Origin of the sequence: Sphingomonas sp. Root720 (assembly GCF_001428605.1) — a bacterium.
In the GTDB taxonomy this organism is placed as follows: Bacteria; Pseudomonadota; Alphaproteobacteria; order Sphingomonadales; family Sphingomonadaceae; genus Rhizorhabdus.
Genome location: NZ_LMID01000011.1, coordinates 733,378 through 757,865, shown reverse-complemented (window position 1 = coordinate 757,865; position 24,488 = coordinate 733,378). Strand labels below are relative to the sequence as shown.

The 24,488-nt window shown below is 64.8% G+C and carries 20 protein-coding genes and 1 pseudogene; 9 read left to right on the top strand and 12 right to left on the bottom strand.

Annotated elements, in window-relative coordinates:
* Positions 1-41 precede the first annotated feature (41 nt).
* The 5 genes from ASE22_RS14295 to ASE22_RS14275 all read right to left on the bottom strand — a co-directional run bounded on the left by ASE22_RS14295 (position 42) and on the right by ASE22_RS14275 (position 5,384).
* The gene (locus tag ASE22_RS14295) at positions 42-1,289 is read right to left on the bottom strand and encodes a metal-dependent hydrolase family protein (protein WP_056360588.1); all 1,248 of its coding nucleotides are present in this window, start codon (positions 1,287-1,289) and stop codon (positions 42-44) included.
* A 97-nt stretch (positions 1,290-1,386) separates the two neighbouring features.
* Positions 1,387-2,328 (bottom strand): polysaccharide deacetylase family protein, encoded by a 942-nt coding sequence (locus ASE22_RS14290; RefSeq protein ID WP_056360585.1) that lies wholly within the window; start codon positions 2,326-2,328, stop codon positions 1,387-1,389.
* The gene (locus ASE22_RS14285; protein ID WP_200933177.1) at positions 2,321-3,418 is read right to left on the bottom strand and encodes a DUF917 domain-containing protein; all 1,098 of its coding nucleotides are present in this window, start codon (positions 3,416-3,418) and stop codon (positions 2,321-2,323) included. The genes ASE22_RS14290 and ASE22_RS14285 overlap by 8 nt, the downstream gene beginning before the upstream one ends.
* On the bottom strand, positions 3,409-4,983 hold the full coding sequence (locus ASE22_RS14280; RefSeq protein WP_056360582.1) for a hydantoinase/oxoprolinase N-terminal domain-containing protein: 1,575 nt from the start codon (positions 4,981-4,983) through the stop codon (positions 3,409-3,411). The genes ASE22_RS14285 and ASE22_RS14280 overlap by 10 nt, the downstream gene beginning before the upstream one ends.
* A 68-nt stretch (positions 4,984-5,051) precedes the next feature.
* Positions 5,052-5,384, bottom strand: a complete 333-nt coding sequence (locus ASE22_RS14275) for a DHCW motif cupin fold protein (RefSeq protein ID WP_056360579.1) — start codon at positions 5,382-5,384, stop codon at positions 5,052-5,054.
* Between the two features lie 228 nt (positions 5,385-5,612).
* On the opposite strand from ASE22_RS14275, the gene ASE22_RS14270 reads away from it, so the two are divergent.
* From ASE22_RS14270 to ASE22_RS14255, 4 genes are all read left to right on the top strand, one after another.
* Positions 5,613-6,467 (top strand): SDR family oxidoreductase, encoded by an 855-nt coding sequence (locus ASE22_RS14270; RefSeq protein ID WP_056361278.1) that lies wholly within the window; start codon positions 5,613-5,615, stop codon positions 6,465-6,467.
* A gap of 65 nt (positions 6,468-6,532) precedes the next feature.
* Positions 6,533-7,294, top strand: a complete 762-nt coding sequence (locus ASE22_RS14265; RefSeq protein ID WP_056360577.1) for a glutathione S-transferase family protein — start codon at positions 6,533-6,535, stop codon at positions 7,292-7,294.
* Positions 7,294-8,229 carry an MBL fold metallo-hydrolase gene (locus ASE22_RS14260; RefSeq protein WP_056360574.1) on the top strand — a complete coding sequence of 312 codons (936 nt, stop codon included), beginning with the start codon at positions 7,294-7,296 and terminating at the stop codon, positions 8,227-8,229. The genes ASE22_RS14265 and ASE22_RS14260 overlap by 1 nt, the downstream gene beginning before the upstream one ends.
* Before the next feature lie 95 nt (positions 8,230-8,324).
* Positions 8,325-8,753, top strand: coding sequence for a GlcG/HbpS family heme-binding protein (locus ASE22_RS14255; RefSeq protein WP_056360570.1), 429 nt, complete (start codon positions 8,325-8,327; stop codon positions 8,751-8,753).
* Between the two features lie 75 nt (positions 8,754-8,828).
* On the opposite strand, the gene ASE22_RS14250 is transcribed toward ASE22_RS14255, so the two are convergent.
* The 6 genes from ASE22_RS14250 to ASE22_RS14225 form a co-directional block, all read right to left on the bottom strand.
* Entirely contained in the window at positions 8,829-11,840 is a 3,012-nt protein-coding gene (locus ASE22_RS14250; protein WP_056360567.1) for a TonB-dependent receptor domain-containing protein, read from the bottom strand.
* Positions 11,841-11,868: 28 nt separating this feature from the next.
* Entirely contained in the window at positions 11,869-13,509 is a 1,641-nt protein-coding gene (locus tag ASE22_RS14245) for a linalool dehydratase/isomerase domain-containing protein (RefSeq protein ID WP_156407247.1), read from the bottom strand.
* Positions 13,510-13,535: 26 nt separating this feature from the next.
* Positions 13,536-14,972 (bottom strand): aldehyde dehydrogenase family protein, encoded by a 1,437-nt coding sequence (locus ASE22_RS14240; RefSeq protein ID WP_056360561.1) that lies wholly within the window; start codon positions 14,970-14,972, stop codon positions 13,536-13,538.
* 11 nt (positions 14,973-14,983) lie between these two features.
* A complete protein-coding gene (locus ASE22_RS14235; protein ID WP_056360558.1) occupies positions 14,984-16,519 on the bottom strand; it encodes an AMP-binding protein in 1,536 nt (511 codons plus the stop codon).
* Positions 16,520-16,523: 4 nt separating this feature from the next.
* A complete protein-coding gene (locus ASE22_RS14230) occupies positions 16,524-17,630 on the bottom strand; it encodes an NAD(P)-dependent alcohol dehydrogenase (protein WP_056360555.1) in 1,107 nt (368 codons plus the stop codon).
* A gap of 260 nt (positions 17,631-17,890) precedes the next feature.
* A complete protein-coding gene (locus ASE22_RS14225; RefSeq protein ID WP_162248218.1) occupies positions 17,891-18,538 on the bottom strand; it encodes a TetR/AcrR family transcriptional regulator in 648 nt (215 codons plus the stop codon).
* A gap of 155 nt (positions 18,539-18,693) precedes the next feature.
* Here ASE22_RS14225 and ASE22_RS14220 point away from each other — a divergent pair, with 155 nt between their 5' ends.
* The 5 genes and pseudogenes from ASE22_RS14220 to ASE22_RS26250 all read left to right on the top strand — a co-directional run.
* Positions 18,694-20,220 carry a linalool dehydratase/isomerase domain-containing protein gene (locus ASE22_RS14220; protein ID WP_056360548.1) on the top strand — a complete coding sequence of 509 codons (1,527 nt, stop codon included), beginning with the start codon at positions 18,694-18,696 and terminating at the stop codon, positions 20,218-20,220.
* On the top strand, positions 20,214-20,723 hold the full coding sequence (locus ASE22_RS14215; RefSeq protein WP_056360545.1) for an SCO family protein: 510 nt from the start codon (positions 20,214-20,216) through the stop codon (positions 20,721-20,723). Before ASE22_RS14220 ends, ASE22_RS14215 begins: the two co-directional genes overlap by 7 nt.
* Positions 20,724-20,943: 220 nt before the next feature.
* Entirely contained in the window at positions 20,944-21,189 is a 246-nt protein-coding gene (locus ASE22_RS14210; RefSeq protein ID WP_056360543.1) for a DUF3489 domain-containing protein, read from the top strand.
* On the top strand, positions 21,189-21,410 hold the full coding sequence (locus tag ASE22_RS27140) for a hypothetical protein (protein ID WP_162257092.1): 222 nt from the start codon (positions 21,189-21,191) through the stop codon (positions 21,408-21,410). The genes ASE22_RS14210 and ASE22_RS27140 overlap by 1 nt, the downstream gene beginning before the upstream one ends.
* Positions 21,328-21,554, top strand: a pseudogene (locus ASE22_RS26250) (transposase); the annotation flags it as partial. The gene ASE22_RS27140 and the pseudogene ASE22_RS26250, both read left to right, overlap by 83 nt.
* A 362-nt stretch (positions 21,555-21,916) precedes the next feature.
* On the opposite strand, the gene ASE22_RS14205 reads toward ASE22_RS26250, so the two are convergent.
* Entirely contained in the window at positions 21,917-24,352 is a 2,436-nt protein-coding gene (locus ASE22_RS14205; protein ID WP_056360541.1) for a TonB-dependent receptor, read from the bottom strand.
* Positions 24,353-24,488: the final 136 nt, after the last annotated feature.

Sequence of the window (24,488 nt, the reverse complement as noted above, 5' to 3'; positions counted from 1 at the left end):
GACACCGCGCCAGCGCTCCGGCGATCCAGCGATCCGGCCGGTCATGCCGCCCGCCGCAGCTCGTCCTTGCGCAAGGCCCCGTCCATCATCACCATCGCGACATTGTCGGGATCTTCGAGGACGGCGATGTCCGAAAGCGGGTCGCCCTTCACCGCGATCAGGTCCGCCAGGGCGCCCGGAGCGACCCGGCCCAGCTCGCCGCCCCGCTGCAGGATCTCCGCGTTGATCGATGTGGCCGATCGGAGGATGTCGATCGGCGCGTCGACCTTGCGCCGCTGCGTGAACTCGCTGCCCTCGCGGTCATGGGCCTTGCCGAACAGATCGGTACCGAACCCCATCGGGATGCCCGATTTGCGCAGCAGCTTGAGACTGTCCTGCGCATGGGCAAGGACGATGTCGAGCTTCTCCATATTCGCCGCATCGAGCCCCATGTCCCTGCCCTCCTTCTTCAGGATACCAAGGAGCGACAGGGTCGGGACGGCGTAGCAATCGTTTGCGATCATCGCCTCGGCGGCGACCTCGTCCATCATCGTGGCATGCTCGATCACCCGCACGCCATATTCGGCGCAACGGCGTATCGCGCCGGCGGGATGGCAATGCGCGCTCACATAGGTGCCGTGGTTCGTCGCCTCCTCGACCGCGGCGCGGATTTCGGACTCGGAGAATTGCAGGCTGTGCAAGGGATCGGCGGGCGACAATATGCCGCCGGACGCCATGATCTTGATCTGGCTTGCGCCGAGCCGCAGTTCCTCGCGCACCGCGCGGCGGACCTGCGAGACGCCATCGGCCACCCATGCGAATTTGTCGCTGCCCGAACAGCAATTTCCGAGCACCGATGCCATGTCATAGTCGCGCGGCCGAGCGTCGCCATGCCCCCCGGTCTGGGACAGCAGCTTGCCCGAATAGAAAAGCCGGGGTCCCGTCACCAGGCCTTCGCGCAGCGCCCGTCCGATGCCGGCATTGGCACCACCCATGTCTCGCAACGTGGTGAAACCGGCCATCAGCCGGCGCTCCATGAGCCGGAAGGCAAAAGCCGACAGATAGCTCCAGTGACTGCTGGTCGCGTTGATGATCGGCAGTTCCGCTCCGCAGATATGGACGTGCGCGTCGATCAGTCCCGGCATCACCAGCATGCCCGAGACGTCGATCGTCCGGATCGCGGTATCGCCCGCCTCGATCGCGCCGACCTCGGCGATCCGCTGGCCGACGACCAGCACGTCCTGCTGACGGACCTCGTCGGCAACGCCATCGAAAATCTTTGCGCCCTTGAGCAGTATCTTGTCGGTCATTCGCGGATCTCCCATGCCTCAGCATGGGGGAAGCCTTCACGGGCTTGAACAACGGCAATAGGTAGGAAGTGGTGGCAAAGGGGTGGGGCTGCCCCAATCACCCCCGCGCAGCCGGAAAATTGTCGCGCCAATGCCGGGCGATGTCCACGCCCCGGCAAAACCAGACCCGTTCGAAACCCCGCATATGGTCGAGCAGGCGACGCAGGCCCTCGCTGCGGCCGGGGCGCCCGATCAGCCGATCGTGCAGCGCGATCGATAGGATCCGCGGCGAGCCGCGCTGGCCTTCGCGATAGAGCGCGTCGAACGCATCGCGCATGTAGATGAAGAAGTCGTCGGCCTTGTTGAACCCACGCGCGCAATCGAAGCCGTTGTCGTTCGTTTCGAGCGAATAGGGAACGATCAGATGCGTATGATCGCCGACGCCCACCCAATAAGGCAGTTCGTCGTTCAGACAGTCGCGATCGTAGAGGAACCCGCCGACATCGAGCGAGAGACGCCGCGTATTGATGCTCGGTCGCCCGGTCAGCCAGCCCAGCGGCCGCTGTCCGGAGCTCTGCTCGAGGCTCTTCGCAGCCTGGGCGATATGCTCCCGTTCGATGTCCGGCCCCACGGCGGTGTAGTCGATCCAGCGATAGCCATGGCTGGTGATCTCATGCCCCCGCGCCGCACAGGCCCGGGCGAGCGCCGGGTTGCGCTCGAACGCCTGGGCCACGGCGAGAACGCTCATCGGCACCCGATATTCGTCGAAGATGTCGAGCAGGCGCCAGGCGCCACGCCGGCTGCCATATTCGAAGGTGCTTTCGGTGTAGGGCACGCGCAAACCGGGCATGGCCGGCATGCCGACGTCGTTCATGACGCCCTCCGACGTGGCGTCGCCCCATAGCGGGCAGAGCTCACCCCCGCCCTCGACATTGAGGTTGAAGTTCACCGCGATGAAGGCTTCGCCCGGCCATTCGGGATCGGGCAGGCGTTCCCCATAGCCGGTGAAATCCCGCTCGATCGCGGGGTCGGGCCACAGCCGCCGTCGGGGATCAACCATGCATCAGCTCCTCGATCGGGATATAATCCGTCTCAAGGCCAAACGCCTTGGGGCCGAACCATTCGAGCGCCACCGGAGAGCGCAGCATCGGACCGACGCTGACGCCGATCAGCTTGACCCGCTGGCCATGACGCACGGTCTCGGTGGTGATTGGTTCGATCGTCTCGGCATCGACTAGGACGAGAAGGTCGGGAACCATGCCCAGGATCCTGCCGCCCTGGCGCGCGACCAGATTCTCGTTCTGCACCATGATCTCGACCATCTCGCCTTCGCCGGTGGTAGGCGCGAGCTTGTAGCGGGCGAAGGTGAACCCCTTCATGGAAGTCTCGCGATCGACGTCGACGATCTTTCCATCGAACAGCAGCTTATGATGCGCATGAGTTGGAATGGTGCCGAGGGTGTCGAACAGAGCCTCCAGCGGACGTCCCCTGGACCGCCCCTCCCGGATTGCGCGGCCGATCCGGAGGGAGATCGTCAGCACCTCGGGCACGGACGCGCGCCGCGCCTCTTCCCCGGTCATCGGATAGAGCGCCATCGCGGTGAACAGGCCCATCTCGATCGTCACCGCGCGCGCCACGCGCTCGCCGGCATAGGCGTTGCGGGCGTTGATGATGACGCTCTCACCATGTTCGTTGGCCATCGCCATCGGTGACAGGCTGATGCCGTTGGCGTTGAACGTCGTCATGTGCGCCTCGGGCACCGCCCGGCCGACCCCATCGGCATCCAGCACCGGCAGGCCGCGCCGCGCCGCGATGGCGATCGGCAGCAGGCCATTGAAGCCGCCGGCCTCCCCCGACATCACCACCGTCGCCGGCCGGCCGGTATATTTCTCGAGCTGCGCCAGCGCGATGTCGAAATCCTCGACGGAAAACAGCTTCTCGATGATCACGGTGGGGGCGCCGTGCATCGCCAGCACGTAGACGGCAGCGTCATCGGGCAGCTCGTCGAGACCGATGACCTTCGGCATGCCGTAGGTCTCGATCGCATGCTCGCACAGCAGCTGGCCCAGATAAGGATCGCCGCCGCCGCCACAGGCGAGGAAGGCCGCCCCCCGTGCCAGATCGCTCATGTCTTCGATGGTCAGTTGCACGCGCGGTCCCCCTGCGACTGAGTGCTGGCAAGATCGCCGACGGCGCGCACGCGTAGGCGCACGGCATCGCCGGGCATCGATGTGAGGTTGAGTTCGAGGACGTCGACCACCTCGACGGTGTCGGCCGTTGCCCCGGCCTCGATCGCGCGGCGCGTCGCTTCGGCGCGGGCCTCCGCCAGCGCACCCTCGCGGCCGTGATCGGCGTAGAGGAACACGCGATCGATCTCGCCGCTCACCTGCGCGATCGAAGCGCCGATCGCGTTGGCGACCGATGCGTTGGTCGGGACGATCGTCTCGGTCGTGCCGGGGATCTTCTCCGAGATGAGGATCGAGCCACCGCCGACCAGGACGAGCGGAATGTCCGCCGCTTCGCTCTTGATGCGGTCGATCGCGTCGTTGAATTGGGCGTGCATCGCGGCCAGCGCTTCCTTGACGACCTCCGCGGGGAGCCCCCGCACCCGCCCGGGTTCGCCGACATCGGCATAGCCGGCCGCTACGGCGATATCAGTCGTGGTCAGCGTCTCGCCGCCGAACACCATCGCCTCGCGCATCAGCCGATACCCCACCGAATCCGGTCCGATGGTCGTGGCCCCGCCGGTTCGCCGCACGATGCTGCCGCCGCCCAGGCCGACCGAGACGACGTCCGGCATTCGGAAGTTCGTCCTGACCCCGCCGAAGTCCGCCGCCAGCGACGCCTCGCGGGGAAAGCCTTTGACGAGCACGCCCGCATCGGTGGTCGTGCCGCCGATATCGGCCACGATCGCATCGCGCCTGCCGGACAGATAGGCCGCGCCCCGCATGCTGTTGGTCGGGCCCGACGCGAAGGTGAACACGGGAAAGCGGGCGGCGTTCTCGGCGCTCATCAGCGTGCCGTCATTCTGGCTCACGAAGATCGGCACATGAATGTCCAGCTGGGCGAGCGCCGACTGGAAGGCCATCATCACCTTCTGCCCCATGTCGACCAGCGATGCGTTGATGATCGCCGCATTCTCGCGCTCGAGCATGCCGACGCGTCCGACCTCGGACGACAGCGTCGCCGCGATGTCCGGCGCTTCCTGTGCGAAGATGTCGCGGGCACGGTGTTCCATGCTGTCGTCGACATGGCTGAAGATGCAGGAGATCGCGACCGCGCTCAGCCCCGCGTCGCGGGCCTGGCGTGCCGCCTCGGCAATCGCCCGCTCGTCCAGCGGCAGGATCGGCGCGCCGTTGAACTGGAAGCCGCCCTCGACCTGGACGACATGCGCACGCATCGCCGCGCGCAGATCGGCCGGCCAGCCGGAGGTCGGCGGCACGCCCCGTCCGGCGGGAAGGCCGATCCGCAGGATCATCGGCGGGCGCAGGTTCTTCCGCTCGACGAAGGCGTTCACGAAATGGGTAGTGCCGATCATCACCGACCGGATCTGCGCGACGTCGATCGCGGTGGCGTCGATCAGCGATCGCACCGCTTCGAAGATGCCGCTGCTCACGTCGCCGGTCGTCGAAGCCTTGACCGCCCCCACCACGGATCGGCCGTCCATCAACACGGCATCCGTGTTGGTGCCGCCCACGTCTATTCCAATTCTCATAGCTTCCAGCCTTCTTGCCGGACGATCGCGCGGGGACACCCGACGACCGATCGTCGTCCAGTATTCTGTCAGTCGAGCAGCAGGAGCCGCGCGGGCCCGTCCGTGCAGACGCGGTGCGCCGCATCGCCGAAGGACGATACGAGAAAGGCCTCGCCGGCCTTCAACTCGACCGAAGGCTTGTCCTTCAATTCGATCGTGACCGTGCCGGAAAGCACATAGCCGAAATGGCCGATGTCGCACCAATGGTCGGCGACATAGCCCGCGCTGTAATCCGCGATCCTCATGCGGATATCGCCGGCATCCTTCTGACGGTAATCTGCGCCGCCGCTGTCACCGGGCAGGTGCGAGGCTTCGAGCGTCTCGAAGGCTATGACGGTAAACGGGCAAGCTTCGATGTTCATGATCGGATGTCCACCACATGGAGATATGGGGCCGACCGATCATGTTTCGGAAAGCGGCGCAATCCACGCCACCCGGATCACCAGGCTTACCACTCCCATCGCCCGACGCATCCGCGAACGGCGCCTTCCAACCCCTCAAAAATCGCGTGAACCCTACCCCTGATCGGCGTTGCGCCGAACCCGCCCGCTCCCGACACCGTGGAGCAGGCGACGAGGGGCGATATCGGCATGCATGAGCTTAGAGGGAAAACGGCGCTGGTCACCGGTGCGACCAAGGGCATCGGCTTTGCCGTGGCAGGGCAACTGGCGGACAAGGGCGCGCGCGTTCTGGTGCATGCTCGCAATCGGAAGAGCGGCGAGGAAGCCCTCCGCAAGCTGCGCAAGAAGCGTCCGGGAGCTCTGTTCGACCTGGTCGTTGCCGACGTCGCGAGCATGGCCGGAACCCGGGCCCTCGCCGAAGCGGTTCTAGCCCAGGCGCCCCGGCTCGACATCCTCGTCAACAATGTCGGCGCGATGTACAGCGACCTCAGCTATTCGCCGGACGGCATCGAGACGACCTTCGCTGTCAACCATCTGTCGATCTTCCTGCTGACCGGATTGCTGCTCGACCGGCTCAGGGCCTCGGCTCCAGCACGGATCATCACGATCGCGTCCGAAGTCCATCGCAAGGCGCTGTTCGACTTCGACGACCCCAACCTTGCGCGCAACTACACCGTGACCGGTGCGCTGGCACAGTCGAAGCTCGCCAACATCCTGTTCACGCGTGCCCTGGCCAGGCGGATCGAAGGCTCCGGGGTCGAAGCCTATGCGGTGCACCCCGGCCATGTCCGCACGGCCTTCACCCGCGATCTCAGGGGTTGGTTCAAGATCTTCGTGGCAATCCTTCGCATTCGCTTCCTGTCGCCCGACGAGGGTGCGAAGACGGCGGTCCATCTGGCCAGCGCACCATCCTTGCCCGGCGGAAACGGCGGCTATTTCGACGATTGTGCGGCGGTAAGGCCCAGCGACCATGCCTGCGACGAAGATGTCGCGGAACGGCTGTGGTCGCTCAGCGAGACGATGACGGGCATGCGCCTCGCCTGACCGACATAGCGAGCGGCCCCGCAGGACGGCCGATCGCCAGAAAACCTGTGACGAGGGAGCTTCACATGCGATTTATCGGCCTGGACTGGGGTGCCTTCCCCCGTCGCGTCACCATCTACATGGACGAGAAGGGCATCTCCGATATCGATCGAATCTCGATCGACTATGCCCGGGGTGAAATCCACGCGCCCTGGATCCGCGAGAAAAATCCGACCGCCTCCCTGCCCGCTCTGGAACTGGACGATGGGCGATGGCTCACGGATTCGATGGCCATCATCTATTATCTCGAGGAACTCTATCCCGATCCCTGCATGATCGGCCGAGATGCGGTCGAACGGGCGCGGATCCGCGCCTACGTCGCGCATTGCAACGATCTCAACGTCCGGGCAGGCCCCGTCTTGGCGAACAGCTGGCCGCAATGGGCCCGCGCCGTCAAGCAGAGCAAGGAGACGGCGGAATGGATGCGCCCCGCCTTCAATCGTTCGCTCGACTGCCTCGAAACACTGGCCGACGAGGAAGGCCCGTTCGTGATGGGCAAGGACGTGACGGTCGCCGACTGCGCGCTGTTCCCGCTCCTCTATCATGAAATGTCGAATTACGGGCGCAGCCTGCTCACCGACGCCCACCCCAGGCTCCAGCGCTGGTATGATATGTTCGCCGCCCGCCCCAGCGCGCCCTGCCCCCTGCGCGACGACGGCATGCGGGAAAGCGACGAGGAACTCGATCCCGACATGCCCTATTGGTGGCGCAACGCGAAGCTGAACCTGACCACCTGGGCCGCGCGGCGCGACGGCTTCCAGGACGAGACCGAAGCCAAGGCGCGCTGATGACGACGCGAGGGCCGACCGATCCCGTCATCGAGCGCGCTCGCACGCTCATCGCGAGCACCGGGTCCGACAAGCGGCCGGTCATCAAGGCCTTCTTCGATCAGGTCACCAAGAGCGTTTCCTACGTCGCCCACGATCCAGCGACCGGCACCGCGGCGATCATCGACAGCCTGCTCGATTTCGATCCGGCGTCCGGGCGGACGTCGACGAGATCGGCGCAGATGATCGTCGATCATGTCCGCGAACAGGGTCTGCGGGTCGATTGGATCCTCGAAACCCACGTCCATGCCGATCATCTTTCGGCGGCCTGCTGGCTGCAGCAGCGACTGGGCGGTGGCCTGGGCATCGGTCGCGAGATCAGCGCCGTCCAGAAGGCCTTCGGCCCACTGTTCGATGCCGGGCCTGATTTCGTTTCCGACGGCAGCCAGTTCGACCGGCTGTTCGAGGACGGGGAGCCGTTCGCGATCGGGACCATCGACGCGATGGTCCTCCATCTGCCGGGCCATACGCCGGCCTGTGTCGGCTATGTGATCGGCGATGCCCTTTTCGTTGGCGACACCATCTTCATGCCCGATTTCGGAACCGCGCGCGCGGACTTTCCGGGGGGCGACGCGGCGCAGCTCTATCATTCGATCCAGCGGCTCTTCGCGCTTCCGCCGCATAGCCGACTGTTCCTGTGCCATGATTATCTGACCGCCGGCCGATCCGAGCATTGCTGGGAAACCACCATCGCCGCCGAAATCGCCGACAATGTACATGTGCATCGCGGCGTGACCGAAGACATGTTCGTCGCCATGCGGTCGCGACGCGATGCCGCACTGCCGATGCCGCAGCTGATACTGCCTTCGGTTCAGGTCAACATGCGCGCCGGCGATCTCCCTCCGCCCGCGGCCAACGGCCTGCGCTACCTCAAGATCCCGCTCGATGCCTTCTGACCCGTCGGGGTCGACGCCGGCGCCATCTGGCCTCGGCCGCGGAGCGATCGTACACGCCCCTTTCATCTGATCCGAATTGCAGGAGGAGATTTCCCATGAGCCAGCTTTCGCTCGAACAGGCCCGGACCATCATCGCCAATGCCGCCAACCACGGCAACGGGCGCAGCCTCAAGCCGCTGTGCATCGCCGTACTGGATGCCGGTGGCCATCTCATCGCGCTGGAGCGCCAGGATGGGGCCTCGACGCTGCGCCCGAACATCGCGATCGCCAAGGCGGCCGGTGCTCTGGGCCTCGGCACGTCGTCCCGCAACATCGGCGAGATCGCGCAGGAGCGCCCCTCGTTCATCGGCGCCCTCGCCGCGCTTGCCCCGCTCGGCGTGATCCCAGCCGCCGGTGGCTTGATCATCGTCGACGACCAGGATCGCCCGATCGGCGCGGTCGGTATCACCGGCGACACGTCGGACAATGACGAGGAATGCGCCCTCGCCGGCATCGCGGCCGCCGGCCTGCGCCCGCTGCGGTAACGATGCGGCTGCTCGCAACATGAAGAAAAAGGACGGGAAGGCTCGGCTGAGCCCTCCCGTCCCGCAACGATCCGATCAGAAGTTGGCGCGGATCGCGGCGTAGAATTTCCGGCCGAGCACGTCGTAGGTCTGCTGGTCGGTGGCGCCGAAGCCCGTCCACTGCGGCAGCGCCTTGTCGAACAGGTTATCGACGCCGAAGGTCAGGCGATAATCCTTGTTGATCGTGATGCCGGCGTTCAGATCGAAATAGTTGACCGACTTTACGCCGGGCGTCGCGGCACCGGTGACACGCCCCGAATCCCGCATCGCGTCGATGAAGCGCCAGCGCAGCTGGGCGTCGAACGCGCCATTAGCATAGCCGGCGGTCACCGTGCTCTTCCATTTCGGCTTCGAGATGCCGAAGGCATCGATCTGCCGGTCGCCGATCGTACCGGCATAGTCACGCGTCTGCGCGAGGGCGTCGGCCTTGATGTCGAACGAGCGGAGATAGTTCACCACGGCGTTCAGGCGGACCGTGCCCGCATTTTCGCCGAAGCCGATGTCGGCCAGGCCGATCCGCCAGTCGACCTGGAAATCGAGACCGGTGGTCTTGAAGGTCGCGAGATTCAGTGTCGGGATGGCGATCTCGATCGGAACGCCGCTGCCGGCATCGCGACTGATTAGCTGGCAGTAGAAATTATCGACAGCATAATTGGGATTGGACCCGTCGCGGTTGAAGCATTTGGCCAGCGATATGTTGCCCGGCACCTCGCCGATCGCGTTGTCGATCTTGATGCTGTAATAGTCGACAGAGATCTGAAGGCCGGAAAGCCAGGGCGAGCTCATCGGCGAGGTCCAGACCGCACCCAGCGACAGGGTGTCGGCCTTCTCTTCCTTCAGGCCAGCGTTCGACAGGTTGCGCGAGACGGCGACGGGGTAGTTGTAATTGTAGCTGTCGACCGTCGAAGCCGGGACACCCGCGGCAAGGCAGAGCGCCCGGACCTGCGCGGCATTCGGACCATTGCGATACGAGCCGCCCAGCGAGCAGGGATCGCCCTCGCCGTTGCGCGGGTCGCCGATCTGGGTGAACCCGCCGGCCGCCGCCTTGTAGAGCTCGCCGACGCTCGGTGCCCGGACGGCGCGGTTGTAGCCACCGCGCACCCGGAAGCCGCCGCCGACCCGCCAATCGCCTTCGGCCTTGTAGGTCCAGACCGAACCGACCGTATCGTACCGCGAGTAGCGGCCTGCGACGTTGAGGTTGAGTTCCTGGACGAAGGGCAGGTCCCTGAGCAGCGGGACGAGCAGCTCGCCGTACAGTTCGTAAACGTCGGTCGATCCCGCGGCCGGCGGCGAACCGAGATTGCCGAGGAAATCGGAGGTGGCGGGATCGCGGACCCCGGCCGGACCGTCAGTCACGGTAACCAGGAACAGCGAGTCCGGATCATAGGAATAGGACGTCTTGCGATAGCCCGCGCCGATGGCGAAGCGCATCTCGCCGGCCGGCAGGTCGAGCAGCTTGCCTTGGAGATTTGCCTCGACCAGATCCTGCCGCGTTTCGGTGCGGTTGCGCGCGGTGCGGCGGATGAAGTCGACGCAATCCTGCGGCTGCGGGGCATCGCTGAAGACATTATAGCCGCTGCACAGCCCTGGCTCGGCCAGCAGCCGCTGGATCGCGGTGAGGCTCGCCCCTTCCAGCGATTCCGTCGTCTCGACCCGCCCGCGCGATCCATAGACGTCCCAGGTCAGGCTGGTCCCCGGAAGCTCGCCGCGCAGGCCCGCGAGAAACTGGGTCGTCACATAGCGCGCCTCGGCATTACGTGCGCCGATCGAATCGTCGGTGAAGCCCTTGTAGATGTTGAAAGCGGCGTTCGGGTTGGGCCGGGTGTTCAACAATGCCCGCAGGTCCGCCGGGATGAACGGGTTCGACATCGGAACATAGATGCCGAAGGTCTGCCCGGTGAACACAGTCTCCAGCGGCGAGCGCGCGGTGTTCTCAGCATAGTTGAACTGGGCATAGGCGGTGATGGCGTCGGTCAGCTCGTAATCGAGGCTGCCGAAGGCATTGTAGCGCCGCAGGTCGGGCACCAGGAAACGCCCCGAGGAGTAATTGGTGTTGAGCAGGCTGCCGCGATCGAAGGCGTCCTCGGGTGCCAGCGAGCCCTTGTAATTGGCGAAGCCGGCGGGATTGCCGAAGACGCCCAGGTTGAACAGGCTGTACAGCGTTCCGTCGCTGCCGTTCGTGCCCAGGAACAGGCTCGATACCGTGCCGATCTGGGTCGGCACGGCGCCTCCGACGAAGGGCGTTCCGTACTGTGCGAACTGCGCGGCCAGCGCAGCGGAGCTGAAGGGATTGGCGGCGTCCCCTGGGATCATCGCGCTCGGCGGGATGAAGTTGCCGTTCACCTGCGAGAAGAAGCGGCGGCTGTTCGCCCGAACGGCGTCGCGGTCGTGATAGCCGAAGCTGAGCATCGCCTTGCCGCGCCCATCGGCGAATTTACCGCCCCAGGACGCGGTGATGTCGCGGTTTGCGCCGTCACCCTTCTCGGTTACGCCGGTCTTGGCGTCAATCTGCAGGCCTTCGAGATTCTGCCGCAGGCGGAAATTGAGCACGCCCGAAACGGCGTCGGAACCATAGACCGCGGAGGCACCGCCCGTGATCGCCTCGATATTGCCGATCAGGGCGTCGGGGATGTTGTTGAGGTCGACCGTGCCGTCGGGATTGCTAGGTGTGACCCGGCGGCCGTCCAGCAGCACCAGCGTCCGGCGCGGACCAAGACCGCGGATGTTCGCCGTGGTCTGGCCGAGACCGGCGCCGCCCTGCGCCGAACCACCCGAGGTCGCGCCGCGCGAGGGCGTGAATTGCGGCAACTGGTTGAGAACCGCATCCAGCGTCGCGCCCGCCGTCTTGGTCAGACTGTCTCCCGCCACGGAGATCGTCGGACTGGTCGCAGCATAGTCCGGCCGGGCGATGCGCGATCCCGTCACCACGATCTCCTCGATCGGGGCCGGCTCGCCGCTCTCCTGCGCATGGGCCGGTGTTGACAAGGCAACAGCGATCCCCATCGCGCCGACGGTGCTCCGCAGCGCGTTATTCAACCTGATCTTCATGACCTCTCCCCTTAGTGCGACCGGACCATCACGCCGGTTCGTTTGCTCCCTTTTCCGTCAACCGGAACGACACGCCGTCCCGGCCGATGGGCGTCGAAATGACGATGGCGCCCGCCGGATCGATCCGGGCTTCGCCGCCGCCTGGCAGCATGCGGACCCGACCATCGGCGAAGGTCAGGAAAGGCTTGCCGTCGCGAAGCACGAAGCCTTCCTTACGCGGATCGACATTCTCGATCCTGAAGCTCGTGGACATGTCCGCCGCCACGGCGTCCCGCGCGCGGCGAAGCTCGATCCTGAGCGCACCGCCCTCATATCCGGCCGCCGCGACCTGGACCGTCGGATAGTCGACCCCAGCCAGGCGCGGACGCGCAAAGTGGGTCTTGTCGATCGGCTGCGCGAACATCGTGTAGAGCCGGTCGCGCCCGCCCATGCGCGCCAGCGCGATCAGGCCGTTGCCAGTCATCGGCTGCACGCGGCGCCAGACATTGGCGCCGTCGTCGGACAGCCGATAGCGATCTTCGCGCGGATAGCGCAGGGCGGGCCCGTCCCAGGTCGGGTTCCAATAGGCATCGGCATAGGCGAGCAGCGCATCCCGGCTGTCGAGATCGCCGACCTCTGCCGCCAGCGCCGCCATGAAACCATGGCCATGGCTATAATCATGATCCTGATCGTGCGCCCGGACCGTGGCGGTCCCGTCGGGCAAGCGCACGAGGAAGCGATCGCGCTGGAGAGGGAAACAGCTTTCCGGTTCGGCGCGGTCCCAGCCGTGCAGGAAGGTGCCCGTCCAGCCATCCGACCAGGCGCTGTCGGCACGCACCACCTTCTCCTGCTTGACCAGGAAGAAGGCCATCACCGATCCGCTCTTCCGGTCGAGATAGCCGAGTTGATCATATTGCTCGCGGAAGCGGGTGGAGATGAACGGGAAATGCTCGCTCCCGTAACGCCGGTCGTAGAGCTTGAAGCCCAGCAGCGGATGCTGGTTGCATTCGGGAAAGATCGCGTTGGGCTCGCATTCGATGCCGCGCCACTGGTTGATCCGGAATTGATCGATCAGCACCTGCGCCAGGCTGTGAACGTCATATTCGAACCGCTGCGGCCCCATGCCGCGCGCTACGGGCCGATAATCGAACAGGATCGACCCGGGCTTCTCGAAACTATGATCGTCGAACAGCATGTGATGCGTCGTGACCATCTGGAACAGGTGGCCGCTATACATGATGTTCTGCAGCTTGACGGGATCGAGCTGGCTCTCGCGCAAGGTCACCAGATCGGGCTCGAGCGCCTTCACGCCCCGGCTCGTCAGTTCCCAGAAACCCCACACGTCGAACTGCATCATCTTGTCGAGCAGACGGCGGCTGACCGCCTGATGATGTTCGGGCCAGGCCGGCGTGTGATGATAATGGGCCAGCGACAGCGCATAGCTCATCATCGCCAGCTGGTAGCGATAGGCATCGAACCCGCCCTGCCCCGGCTCAGCCGATCCCATATGCGCCCAGTCGCTCGGCAGTTGCCGGGACAGGTGATCGATGAACGCCAACTGGCCGCGCTGCTTCTCGTCCAGCACCGGCAATTGGCGCGCGCCGGCGGAAGACGAACCCGCGCCGGTGCCGATCACCCCCGCGCACAGGGCAGCCCTTCCGATCGACCGCAACGCGGCCCGGCGGGACAATGGGGGAAACAGGCCGGCCATCATGACTATGCGGCCTTGCCGCGATTGATCACCAGCGTCTGAGCGTTGGTATATTCGGCAAGGCCTTCCAGCGAGTTTTCGATCCCGATGCCGGACTGCTTGTGACCGCCGAAGGCGACATGCGGCGAGAAGCTGTGGATCTCGTTGATCCAGACTGTGCCTGCCTCGATGCGTTCGGCGATCCCGCGTGCCGCCTCGACGTCACGCGACCAGACAGACGCGGCAAGACCATATTCGGTATCGTTGGCGCGGGCGATCACATCGTCGAGGTCACGGAACTTCAGGAGCGGCAGCACCGGACCAAAGGCTTCCTCGACCACCACGTCACTGTCCTCAGGCGGGTTGTCGATGATGGTGATTGGAACGAAGAAACCCGCCTGGTCCTCGGCGACGTCCCCACCGGCCAGGAATTGCAGACCCTGCTCGCGAGCGCCCTTTAGCAGCGCTTTGAGCTTGTCGAATTGCATGCGGTTCTGGATCGGGCCCAGATCGGTGCCCTGCTGCAGCCCGTCGCCGACCTTCACCGTGGCGGCATAGTCGACAAGGGCGGCCGACAGGTCGGCGTAGATGTCCTCATGGATGTAGAGGCGCTTGGCCGCGACGCAGAACTGCGCACTGTTCTGGAAGGCTGCCCAGAACAGCTTCTTCGCCGTATCTTCGACATCGACGTCGGGCATGACGATCGCCGGATCGTTACCGCCGAGCTCAAGGGTGATCCGCTTGAGATTGCCCGATGCGGATTCCATGATCTTCCGGCCGGTCGCGGTCGAACCGGTGAAGCTGATCTTGCGGACATCGGGGTGCTGCGTCAGCCAGGCGCCGAGATCGTTGCCGCCCGAGACGATGTTGAGCACCCCGTCCGGCAGGATGCCACGGAGGACTTCACCCAGCTTCAATGTGCACAACGGCGTGAACGGGGACGGCTTCACCACCATCGTGTTGCCGGCGACCAGCGCGGGGGCGATCTTCCAGATCGCCAGCAGCACCGGGAAATTCCAGGGTGTGATTGCGCCGATCACGCCAAGCGGCACCCGCCGCGTCTCGACGGACCGCCCCCCGCTGTTCTCGGCGACATGGACCGGAAGCTCCTGCTTGGCGATCTCGCGGCACCAGGCGACCGAACCGCCGATTTCCCATTCGGCACCGGCGCGCGCCTTGCCCTGTTCCATCGTCAGGAGGCGCATGAACGACTCCGCATTGGCCTCGATCGCATCGCCGATCCTGGCCACGAGCGCCTGGCGCTCGGCCAGCGGACGGGCGCTCCATGCCGGGAAACTAGCCTTCGCCGCAGCCACGGCGGCGTCGAGCTGGCCGCGGCTCGCATCGGGGACCGAGGCGATGACCTCCTCGGTCGCAGGATTGATCGCTTCGATCCGCCGGTCGGAATCCGCCGCACGGCCGTCGATCGTCATCTGGTAGCCGGAGAAGAAATCAATGCTCATCCGTGGGTCCTTCATAGCGGTTCGGTGATCGCCGGCTCCGGGCGCAAGGCGCGCCGCAGGATCTTGCCGGTGCTGGTGCGGGGCAGTTCGTCGACGAAGGCGAAGGCGCGCGGCTGCTTGTAGGCGGCCAGGTGCCGGCGGCAGTGGGCCGCCAGTTCGTCCGCGTCACAGGCCATGCCGGGCCGAAGCACCACGAAGGCCTTCGCAAGCTCGCCCTTTTCCCGATCGGGGATCGCCGCGACGGCGACCATGGCGATCGCGGGGTGCATCGCGATGACCTGTTCGAGTTCGGCCGGATAGACGTTGTAGCCGGCCGTGATGATGAGATCCTTGCGGCGGTCGACGATCCGCAGATAGCCGTCGGGCTCCCGCACCGCGACGTCGCCCGTCGCCAGCCAGCCGTCCGCGTCGATGGCCGCCTGGGTCGCGTCGGCATTCCGCCAATAGCCTCGGGTCACCAGCGGCCCCCGCACGCACAGCTCGCCGGCTTCGCCCGCCGCCACCGTCCGCTCGGCATCGTCGAGGTCGGCGATGCGGACCTCGAAACCCGGAAAGGGGAGACCGATGGTGCCAGGCCGCGACGGCCAATAGGGGGAATGGGTCGTGGCCGGGCCGGCGACCTCGGTCATCCCCCAGAGCTCCAGCACCGGGCATCCCATCTTCGCCGAGACTTCCTCGATGACCGAGACGGGAATGGTCTGACCGCCCACCGTGCAGCGGCTGAGCGCCCCGAAATCGGTCGCCGAAAAGGCCGGATGCGAGAGCATCTGGTAATACATGGTCGGCACGCCCTCGAAGAGGGTGATGCCCTGCCCTTCGATCGCGGCGAGCGCGGCCCCGGCTTCGAACCGCGGAAGGACATAGAGCCTGAGCCCCGCGAGGAAGGCCGCGTTCATCACGACATTGCCGTAGACATGGGGAAAAGGCAGCGCCGTCAGGACGCGGTCCTCGGCCGACCGGACATGGACGGTCGCGGTCATCGCGGTGCTGAGGAAGACCGCTTCATGCGTCTGGGTCGCGCCCTTCGGCCGCCCCGTCGTTCCCGAGGTGTAGCCGATGGTGAAGACGTCTTCCGGTTCCACCGACACGGGGGCGCGGTAATCATGCCCCAGCATCGCCGGCGGCATCCCGGCGCGGCTGCTGTCGGCATGGACGATCGCCGCTAGGTCGCGGCCGACCAGATCGACCAGCGCTTGCGAGATATCGACCTTCCGCTCCGCGCCGAGGATGATCAGCGATGCTTCGGAATCGGTGGCGATGAACGCCACTTCGGCGGGAGACAGCAGGATATTGGCGGGCACCACGATCGCGCCCAGCCGCGCGAGCGCGTGATAGGCGACGATCCAGCCGATCCCGTTGGCCAGGTGGATGATCACGCGGTCGCCCCGCCCGATCCCCAGGGCCGCGAGACCGCCGGCATAGCGACCGGCGAGATCGTCGATCTCGCGGAAGCTGATCTCCTCCCCGCTCCCCAGCACCGACACGGCGATCCGATCGCCGAAGCGATCCGCGCCATGCCGCGCGAGGCCGGACATCGCTGCGCGCATCGGCTTACTGCCCCGGCACGAGGATCGCCTTCAGCACGTCGCCGCGCTCCGATGCGGCGGCCGCCTCCTCGATCCGGCTGAGCGGATAATATTGGACGAGCCTGTCGAACGGGAAGCGGTCCTGCCGCCACAGTTCGATCAGCTGGGGAATGAAGATGTCGGGAACGCTGTCGCCCTCGATGATGCCGCGCACCGACCGGCCGAACAGGATGCCGTTCATGTCGAGCGTGAGTTCGGTCCCCAGCGGGGAAACGCCGATGATGCCGCAGGTACCGGTCAGGCGCAGCGCATCGACCGCCTGGCGCGCGACCGCGGGCAAGCCCGTGCATTCGAGCGAGTATTGGACGCCGTCACCGGTCAGTTCGCGGATCGCATCGACCACCGATCCGGCGCCTGCGTCGATCACGTCGGTCGCCCCCAGCGACCGGGCCAGCGCCAGGCGTTCGGCATTGAGGTCCACCGCGATGATCCGCGTGCACCCGACCACCCGCGCCGCCATGACCGCGGCCAGCCCGACCGACCCGGCGCCGAAGATGGCGATGCTGGTGCCGGCCTCCGGCTTGAGGGCATTGATCACCGCGCCTGCGCCGGTCTGCAGGCCGCATCCCAGCGGCCCCATCAGCTCGATCGGCACGTCCTTGGCGATCTTCACCACATTGCGTTCGGAGGCGAGCGCATGATCGGCGAAGGAGGATTGCGCGAAGAAATAGGCGCTGACCTCATGGCCGTGCGCATCATGGCAGGGCGTGGAGCCGTCCGGCCGCCGCCCGCTGAAATTGCGACCGTAGAGATCATTGCAGTAACCGCCCCGGCCGCTAAGGCAATTGGCGCAGGTTCCGCAGCTGGCGACGGTCAGGACGACATGATCGCCTGGCGCCACCTTGGTGACCGAACGGCCGATCTTCTCGACCACGCCGGATCCTTCATGACCCAGTATCGCCGGCAGAGGGGTCGGGAAATACTGGTCCCTGACCACGAGGTCGGTGTGACACAGGCCGACACCGCTGATCCGGATGAGCACTTCGTCGTCGCGCGGCTCGTCCAGCTCGATCCGCTCGATGCCGAACGGCCCTCCCTTTTCCCGAACCACGGCCGCAGCGATGCTCGTCATTACCATCCTCTCCAGGCGATCGCGGGTGCCGGGCACAGCTCGTGCCATCGCTCTCCCCGACTATGATCCTAAAGATAACAGTTATACTTCAGTCGTCAATATGGACATTTAAAGTTTAATTTGGATTGCTAATGCTCAGGGATGATGCCGCTCGCGATGCCGGTCATCGGGACGCACGCGAAGAGGCGACCGCAGCGGAGCCACAGGCCAAAAGGCGAAACCAGGATCGATCGACCACCCTCGAGGGCGGCAATGGGCGCTCAGGCCGGGTCGGTCGCGGGCGAGAGGACAGGCAGTTCGGGCAAAGGCCGCGCGACAATCTCCCGCGCTTCCGCATCGCCGATCGACAGGGCCTTGAGCAGCAGAACGCAGAGCGAGTCGCCGCAGCGCAGCGGGCGCCCTTCCTCGAGCACCGCGCGCAGTCCCCAGCGCACCGATCCGACGACGAGGTCGCACGCCGCCGACAGGTCGTCGAACTGGAACCGGCCCTGCTTGCGTCCGATCTCCAGATCGGGCCGGGGATAGCTCAGCAGATCCTCCGACACCGTGTCGTTGTCCGCCGACATCGAATAGACGAGCCAGCCCCAGGCTTCGTTCTGCGTCGCCGACGCGAACACCAACCGGGCCTCGGTGGCCAGCCGCGCCGCCGGATCGTCGAGCGACTCGCAGGCCTTCTGAATCTGGTGAAATGGCGCCTGGCCGATCGACGCCCACAGATCGTCGATCAGTTGCTCGCGGGTCGAATAATGATTGTAGAAGGTCCCCCGGGCGACGCCGGCCGCGCGGATGAAGTCGTCGATACTGGCCTTCTTCTCCCCGAGCTCGGCAACCACCCGGGCGCTGGCCGCCAGCAACCTCTGCCGAGTCCGTTCGCGCCGCTCCGCGCCGATTTCCTGCCGCCTTGTCATGCGGTCATCCATAGAAAGTCGCCCCACCGGTTGGAAAGCCCGAACTCCAGATTGACATGTATCAATCCATAATGACATTATATGTCTAATTTTGAAGTGCAAACTCCCATTGATCGGCGGGTGCGTCCAGCCCTTCTTCGTGAGAGGATAGATTCGTGTCCACGCTCTCCCCCGTCGTAGCCGATCCCAACGCCCTTGCCTGGGCGAACAGGCTGCCGGAACTCGACGACCTGCAGCTCGGCAGTCTGCGCCGCATGCTCAACCTTGCGGGGCAGCTTCCCGACGACTGGTCGGGGATGATGGGACCGACCACGATGCAGGAAGACTTCGGCGGCCTGCGCTTCCAGCTCGCCTATATGAGCTATGCGTTGGCGCTGGCGCACGTCCACCGCCTGCCCGCCGCGCCCGGCCTGTTCAAGCAGCCGTTCGAACAGCTGATCGAGAAGATGCTCTCGCCCGACGTCTGGTCCTATTGGCACTATGTCAGCACCGGCAACGGACCGATCAACCGGGCCCAGGGCGAGCTTCCCGCCCAGTGGAACCCGGTGGGCAACGACAACATCATGTACAGCGCCTACATCCAGTCGATGGCGCTGATGTATCACTACATCTTCCGCGACGATCGCTATGCCCGTCAAGGAGCGCTGACGTTCGCGGTGAAGGCCATGTTCTGGGGCGATGGCAGCCTGCGCTTTCCCTATGACGAGCGCTCGCTGAGCGAGCATCTCTATTGGGGCATGGTCGAGCGCGGCTTTCTGGGGATAGCCTGCGAACCCAATTGCGTCTTCCAGATCTGCAACCAGCCGCCAATCCTGGGCTTCCGCATGCATGACCTCGTCTACGGCACCGACCGCGCCGATGAAGTGATGCAGGGCTATGAGCGCGCGTGGGAGGATTTCGGCATCCTGACCGAAGACGGTCATTTTAACATGATGGTGATGGAACAGGAGCGGGTCGTCGTGACGCCGCCCGAGGCGCCCTGGGTCGATTTCTGGCTGGCGGCCCTGATGCACGCCTGGAAGCCCGAGCTCGTCGAGGAGCGCTTTCCCGACCATATTGCGCGCTGGGGCATTGCGGCTCCGCATGATACGCTATGGGTTCCGCCGACAGTGCAGTATAAGATCGATATGTCGCCGCTGGTTTCAGCACGCGACCATGGCTGGGCAGCCGTCGCCGCATCGGAGGTTGGCGACGACCAGGCTCTGGCCCGACTGCTCGGTTATGCTGATCGCTTCCTGAATCCGGTCCGGGAAAAGGGTGCCTATTATTACCCACGGCACGACGCGCCGACCGATGCCGAGGGCCGGATGTCGGTGATGGACCCGCATACCGGCAACGTATTGCTCGGCTATGCCCGCCTCAACGTGAAGGGCGGCCTGCGCAAGCTGTTCGAGGGCCCTTTGACTGACGCGCATTTCGCGGCGCCAGCCTTGGCCGCGCTGTCGCCGGGCATCGACGTCCGGCGGGCCATCTACGACGCCGAGCGGCGGATGCTAGCCCTGACGCTGCAACCGATCGAAGGACCCGTCGATGCGACCCTGGCCTTCGACAACGCGCTCGTCGGCGGCATGCCCGCGATTGTCCATGACGCCAATGACGAAATGCGGTCGGATGTGGATGGCGACCGTCTCGAGCTACGGCTGACAATCGCGCGCGGCACAACTCTGGTGCTATCATGGTAGGGGCACCCGACAGCCCCGGCTTTGCGCTCGTCGACCATCATGGTCGGCACGTGAGCGAACAGGATTTTCGTGGCCGCTATATGCTGGTCTATTTTGGTTTCACCTCTTGCAAGGTCGTCTGCCCGCGCGCCTTGGCGAAGCTGTCGACCGTACTGGACAGGCTCGGCCCCTTGGCCGCGCGCATCGCTCCGCTCTACATCACGGTCGATCCGGACAGGGATACGCCGGAAACGATGCGTGCCTATCTGGAAGCCGGCTATCCGCGCTTCTTGGGATTGACCGGTCCCCAGCCGGCCATCGACGCAGCGAAGTCCGCCTTCCGGATTTTTGCTCAACGCAAAGAAATCCGCGCGGACTCGGACGACTACCAGATCGCCCATACCGCGATCGCCTATCTCATTGGCCCGACTGGCGACTATATGCTCCATTTCTCCGATGCGACCGATGCCGACACCATCATCACGAAGCTCCGGCAGTGTGTATCGGCGACACCCGAGATTTAGCCCGAGTATTGTTTGGTAAAATCGTCGAGTCCGTCACAGCCTGCTTCGTACTCATACGCCTGATCGGGCATCCGACGATCCACTCGACTTCGGTCCAAAACTGAGCACTATGGCTGTTGGTGAATCGCGGCCCCGGAAGTGGGCCGCACTGCCCCGATCGGTCCGACCGACGGGGCTCTTGGTGGTGGGGCGCAATCACGCGATCCCGAGGAGAACCACCATGGAAGATATCCCGCAGCCCACCGAAGTCGCGCCCGCTGCCCCCATCCCTGCCCGACCGTCCAAGGCCGCCACCGTCACCAAGCTGCTGTCGCGCAATCGCGGCGCCACGCTCACTGAAATCATGGAGGCCCCCCACTGGCAGCCGCATAGCGCCCGCTCCTTCCTGTCGGGGATCCGCAAGAAGCAGGAGCTTCTCAAGGAAACCCGCCGCACCGGCGAGACCAGCTATCGGCTGGCCCACTGATGGCCGCGATCGACGACCAGCTGGCCGGGCTCGCTACATTGCCGCAGGCCCAGCTCCGCACCGAATGGCGCAAATATCACAAGGGTCAGCTGATGCCGCTTGGCCTGGGTCGCGACCTCGAAGGACCGCTCGATGAAGCCGGGGACCAAGCTTGTCCGGTCAATCCACCAAGGCGCGCGCGACCTAGCCCGCGATATCGCCCACCAGCGGAAGAAGGTTGAGATGCTGTTCGCCCACCTCAGCGCATCCTGAAGCTGGATCGCCTGGCCCTGTGAGGGCCAAATGGCGCAAGAGACGAGTTCCACCTGGCCGCCGCAGCACAGAACTTGCGGAAAATGGCCAAGATCATCCCCGTGGCAAGGCAGGCACTGGTCTGTCCGGCGCGGAACGCCGCTCGCGTCTGCCGTGGAGCACACCCCAAACGCTCCCGCGCCGGGTTTTCCAACTTAATAAGGGCGCAAAGCGGTCAGGTCCTCCCTTCAAATAGATGGTCGTTTCTGAGAGGCCTGTTCCCCGATCGAATGCTTGAGATAGACCCGGTGGGAGGTATTTAGAGGCCGCCTCGACCTCCGGAATCCCCTTCTTCCAAGGCGGGGCCCTTCGGAACGCAGCGCGGAACTACAGGAAAAACCGAGGGGAGAGCTCCGACGCCCTCCCCGTTAGAAAAAATATATTCTCTAATGACAGTTGGAACTCGCCTTTGATTTAGATCGGTCTTTAAATTTTTCTAGCGTGCGCCCCCGAACTTCACGCCGATTTCCAGACCATAATAGCGCGGCTCGCCGTAGATCGAGTAGCGGAACAGGCTGCCGACCGTCTGTGACCCCGTGCGATAGCGCTGGTTACCCAGGTTCCGTCCGATGATGCGAACCTGATAGCGCTCGCCGGCATCAGTGAAGCCGATCGATCCGTTGATCAGCGTGTGCGCATCGAGATAGGCGTCGTTGGTGGGCACACGCACATCAAGCGTGAACAGGTTGCGGCTTTCATGCGCGACAGAGGCGTCGAAGACGACCTTGCCGACATCGCCCACCGGCAGCGCATAGTTGATGCCGCCCGTCGCCTGCCATTTTGGCGTACGCGCCAGCGCCGTATCGGCGAGGTTGCGGCCGGTCGGCACCGGGCTAGCGAACTCCTTATATTTGCCCTCCTGATAGCCAAGGATGCCGCGCAGGGTCAGCCCCTCGACCGGGATTGCGGTCGCTTCGGCCTCTATACCTTTAACGATCGCCTTGGCCGCATTGAAGAAGCGGGTTTCCTGGAACAGCGTGCCGTTGGGCCGGGTCACAGGCACGACCACCTGACGTTGGGCATCCTTATAGGTAACGTGGAAGCCCGCGAGGTTGAATCGGAGCCGCCGGTCGAATGCCTCCGCCTTGACGCCAAGTTCGAAGGAGTCGGCGGTCTCCGGGTTGGTCGGTTTGATCTGGGCGGGAACCAGCGGCGCGCCCGAACTGCCAGGGGAGTCGCCATAGGCACCACTCTTGAAACCGCGCGAATAGGTGAAATAAGAGAAGACGTCGTCATTGACCTTGTAAGACAGGCTGCCACGCCAGGTGGCCTGTTTCCAGGTCCGTCGATCGCTTAGCACCGCGAAGGGAAAGCGCTCAAAATCGCCGGCGTCGAGCAGGTTTCCAAGCTGCCGCCAGGTGAAGCCCGGATCGGACACCCCGCTCAGCATCTGGACGAAGATCTGATGGCGGCCCGCCCAGAATTTACGCTCATTGGTGTAGCGCGCGCCCGCCGTCAGGGTCAGGCGATCGGTGATCTCGTAATTGCCCTCGATATAGCCGGCATAGCTGCGTGCCCGTTGTTTGCTGCACAGCACGAGCGGATTGTCGTTATAGGCGCCATAGGGCGTCGTCTGGCCGAGCAGGTCCTGGTAACCCAGCACCTGGGCAACGCAATAATCGACGCTGTCATGCTGGTAGAAGGCGCCCGCGACGAATTGGAACGGGCCCTCCAGCTTCGATGCGAAGCGCCATTCCTGCTGCCAGGTACGGCGGTTGTCTTGGCGATCATAGTCGAACAGCGACAGCGGCGCATTTTCCGGGATCGAACTCTGCGGCAGGCGCGAGCGCTGCTTGCGGTGGCCGGTGACCGAGGAGAAGGTGCCGAAAGGCACGTCCCAATCGACGTTCAGATAATAGCCGTCGATGAAGACGCGCTGCCCCTTGTCCATGTCGATCAGCGCATCGCTGCGCAGGGTCAGGCCGCCATTCTTGATCGGATCGCCCGCATCCTGGGTGAAGCCCAACCGGTTCATCGTGAAGGCCGGATCGCCGATTGGTGTCTCGTTGACCTGGACCGGCGTATCCGAATGGTCGCGAACCCGCTCATATTGCAGCAACGCCCGGATATTGTCGGTTGGTTCCCACAGCAGCTTGGCGCGGCCGTAGAAGGCGTCTTCGCCGCCATGCCGCTTGCCGCTGCCACAACCCGTCTGCCCGGCGAAGGGAGAGGTACCGACCGGCGTAATCGGGCCATAGCAGGCACCAAGCCGCATATAGCCGTCGGACTTGCCCCAACTTCCCACCAGACGCAGGCCGAGCCTGTCATCAACGATCGGGACGTTGATCGCCGCTTGAAGCTGGCGGTTGTTGAAGCTGCCATATTGCGCCTGCACCTGCGCGCCGAACTCAGTCAGGCTCGGTTTCTTGGTATGGACTACGACCGCGCCGCCGGTGGTGTTCTTGCCGAACAACGTGCCCTGCGGACCGCGCAGCACTTCGAGCTGTTCGAGGTCGAACGTATCGAGCAACTGGCTCTGCACATGCGGCACAACGAAATCGTCCACCACCACCGCGACGGGCGGCTCGTTATAGACGAGGATGCTGGTCTGGCTGGTGCCACGGATAGCGAAGGACGCCGCGTTGAAGCCCGTGATCTTCGCCGCCGAGAAATTGGGAACGAACCGGGCGAGATCGCCGATGTCACGCGGTGCGGCGCTGTTGATCGCAGCCTGGTCGATAGCCGACACCGCGATTGGTGTCTCCTGAAGGTTGGTCGCGCGGCGGGTCGCGGTCACGACGATTTCGCCAAGTCCGGAATCGGTTTCGGAAGCCTGCGGCGCAGTCGTCGCGGCACTATCGATCGTCTGGGCAAATCCCGACGTGCTCAGGACGCACGCCACCGAGCTGGCAAGCAGCGATATCTTCTTCATCTTCCCCTCCGATCAGGATTTTTATGTTTCCACGGCCGGTCGCTCATCTGTGGGGCGCCGGTGCAAATCTTCGATGGTCGAGACCGTCTCTCACACGCCTCGATCGATCAAGGCCAAATTGCTCGCAGTTTTGCGG

Bases quoted from the DNA above. Each gene is read 5' to 3' on its own strand.
- ASE22_RS14295 (WP_056360588.1), bottom strand. From the start codon at position 1,289: ATGACCGACAAGATACTGCTCAAGGGCGCAAAGATTTTCGATGGCGTT.
- ASE22_RS14290 (WP_056360585.1), bottom strand. From the start codon at position 2,328: ATGGTTGATCCCCGACGGCGGCTGTGGCCCGACCCCGCGATCGAGCGG.
- ASE22_RS14280 (WP_056360582.1), bottom strand. From the start codon at position 4,983: ATGAGAATTGGAATAGACGTGGGCGGCACCAACACGGATGCCGTGTTG.
- ASE22_RS14275 (WP_056360579.1), bottom strand. From the start codon at position 5,384: ATGAACATCGAAGCTTGCCCGTTTACCGTCATAGCCTTCGAGACGCTC.
- ASE22_RS14270 (WP_056361278.1), top strand. From the start codon at position 5,613: ATGCATGAGCTTAGAGGGAAAACGGCGCTGGTCACCGGTGCGACCAAG.
- ASE22_RS14265 (WP_056360577.1), top strand. From the start codon at position 6,533: ATGCGATTTATCGGCCTGGACTGGGGTGCCTTCCCCCGTCGCGTCACC.
- ASE22_RS14260 (WP_056360574.1), top strand. From the start codon at position 7,294: ATGACGACGCGAGGGCCGACCGATCCCGTCATCGAGCGCGCTCGCACG.
- ASE22_RS14255 (WP_056360570.1), top strand. From the start codon at position 8,325: ATGAGCCAGCTTTCGCTCGAACAGGCCCGGACCATCATCGCCAATGCC.
- ASE22_RS14250 (WP_056360567.1), bottom strand. From the start codon at position 11,840: ATGAAGATCAGGTTGAATAACGCGCTGCGGAGCACCGTCGGCGCGATG.
- ASE22_RS14240 (WP_056360561.1), bottom strand. From the start codon at position 14,972: ATGAGCATTGATTTCTTCTCCGGCTACCAGATGACGATCGACGGCCGT.
- ASE22_RS14235 (WP_056360558.1), bottom strand. From the start codon at position 16,519: ATGCGCGCAGCGATGTCCGGCCTCGCGCGGCATGGCGCGGATCGCTTC.
- ASE22_RS14230 (WP_056360555.1), bottom strand. From the start codon at position 17,630: ATGACGAGCATCGCTGCGGCCGTGGTTCGGGAAAAGGGAGGGCCGTTC.
- ASE22_RS14225 (WP_162248218.1), bottom strand. From the start codon at position 18,538: ATGACAAGGCGGCAGGAAATCGGCGCGGAGCGGCGCGAACGGACTCGG.
- ASE22_RS14215 (WP_056360545.1), top strand. From the start codon at position 20,214: ATGGTAGGGGCACCCGACAGCCCCGGCTTTGCGCTCGTCGACCATCAT.
- ASE22_RS14210 (WP_056360543.1), top strand. From the start codon at position 20,944: ATGGAAGATATCCCGCAGCCCACCGAAGTCGCGCCCGCTGCCCCCATC.
- ASE22_RS27140 (WP_162257092.1), top strand. From the start codon at position 21,189: ATGGCCGCGATCGACGACCAGCTGGCCGGGCTCGCTACATTGCCGCAG.
- ASE22_RS14205 (WP_056360541.1), bottom strand. From the start codon at position 24,352: ATGAAGAAGATATCGCTGCTTGCCAGCTCGGTGGCGTGCGTCCTGAGC.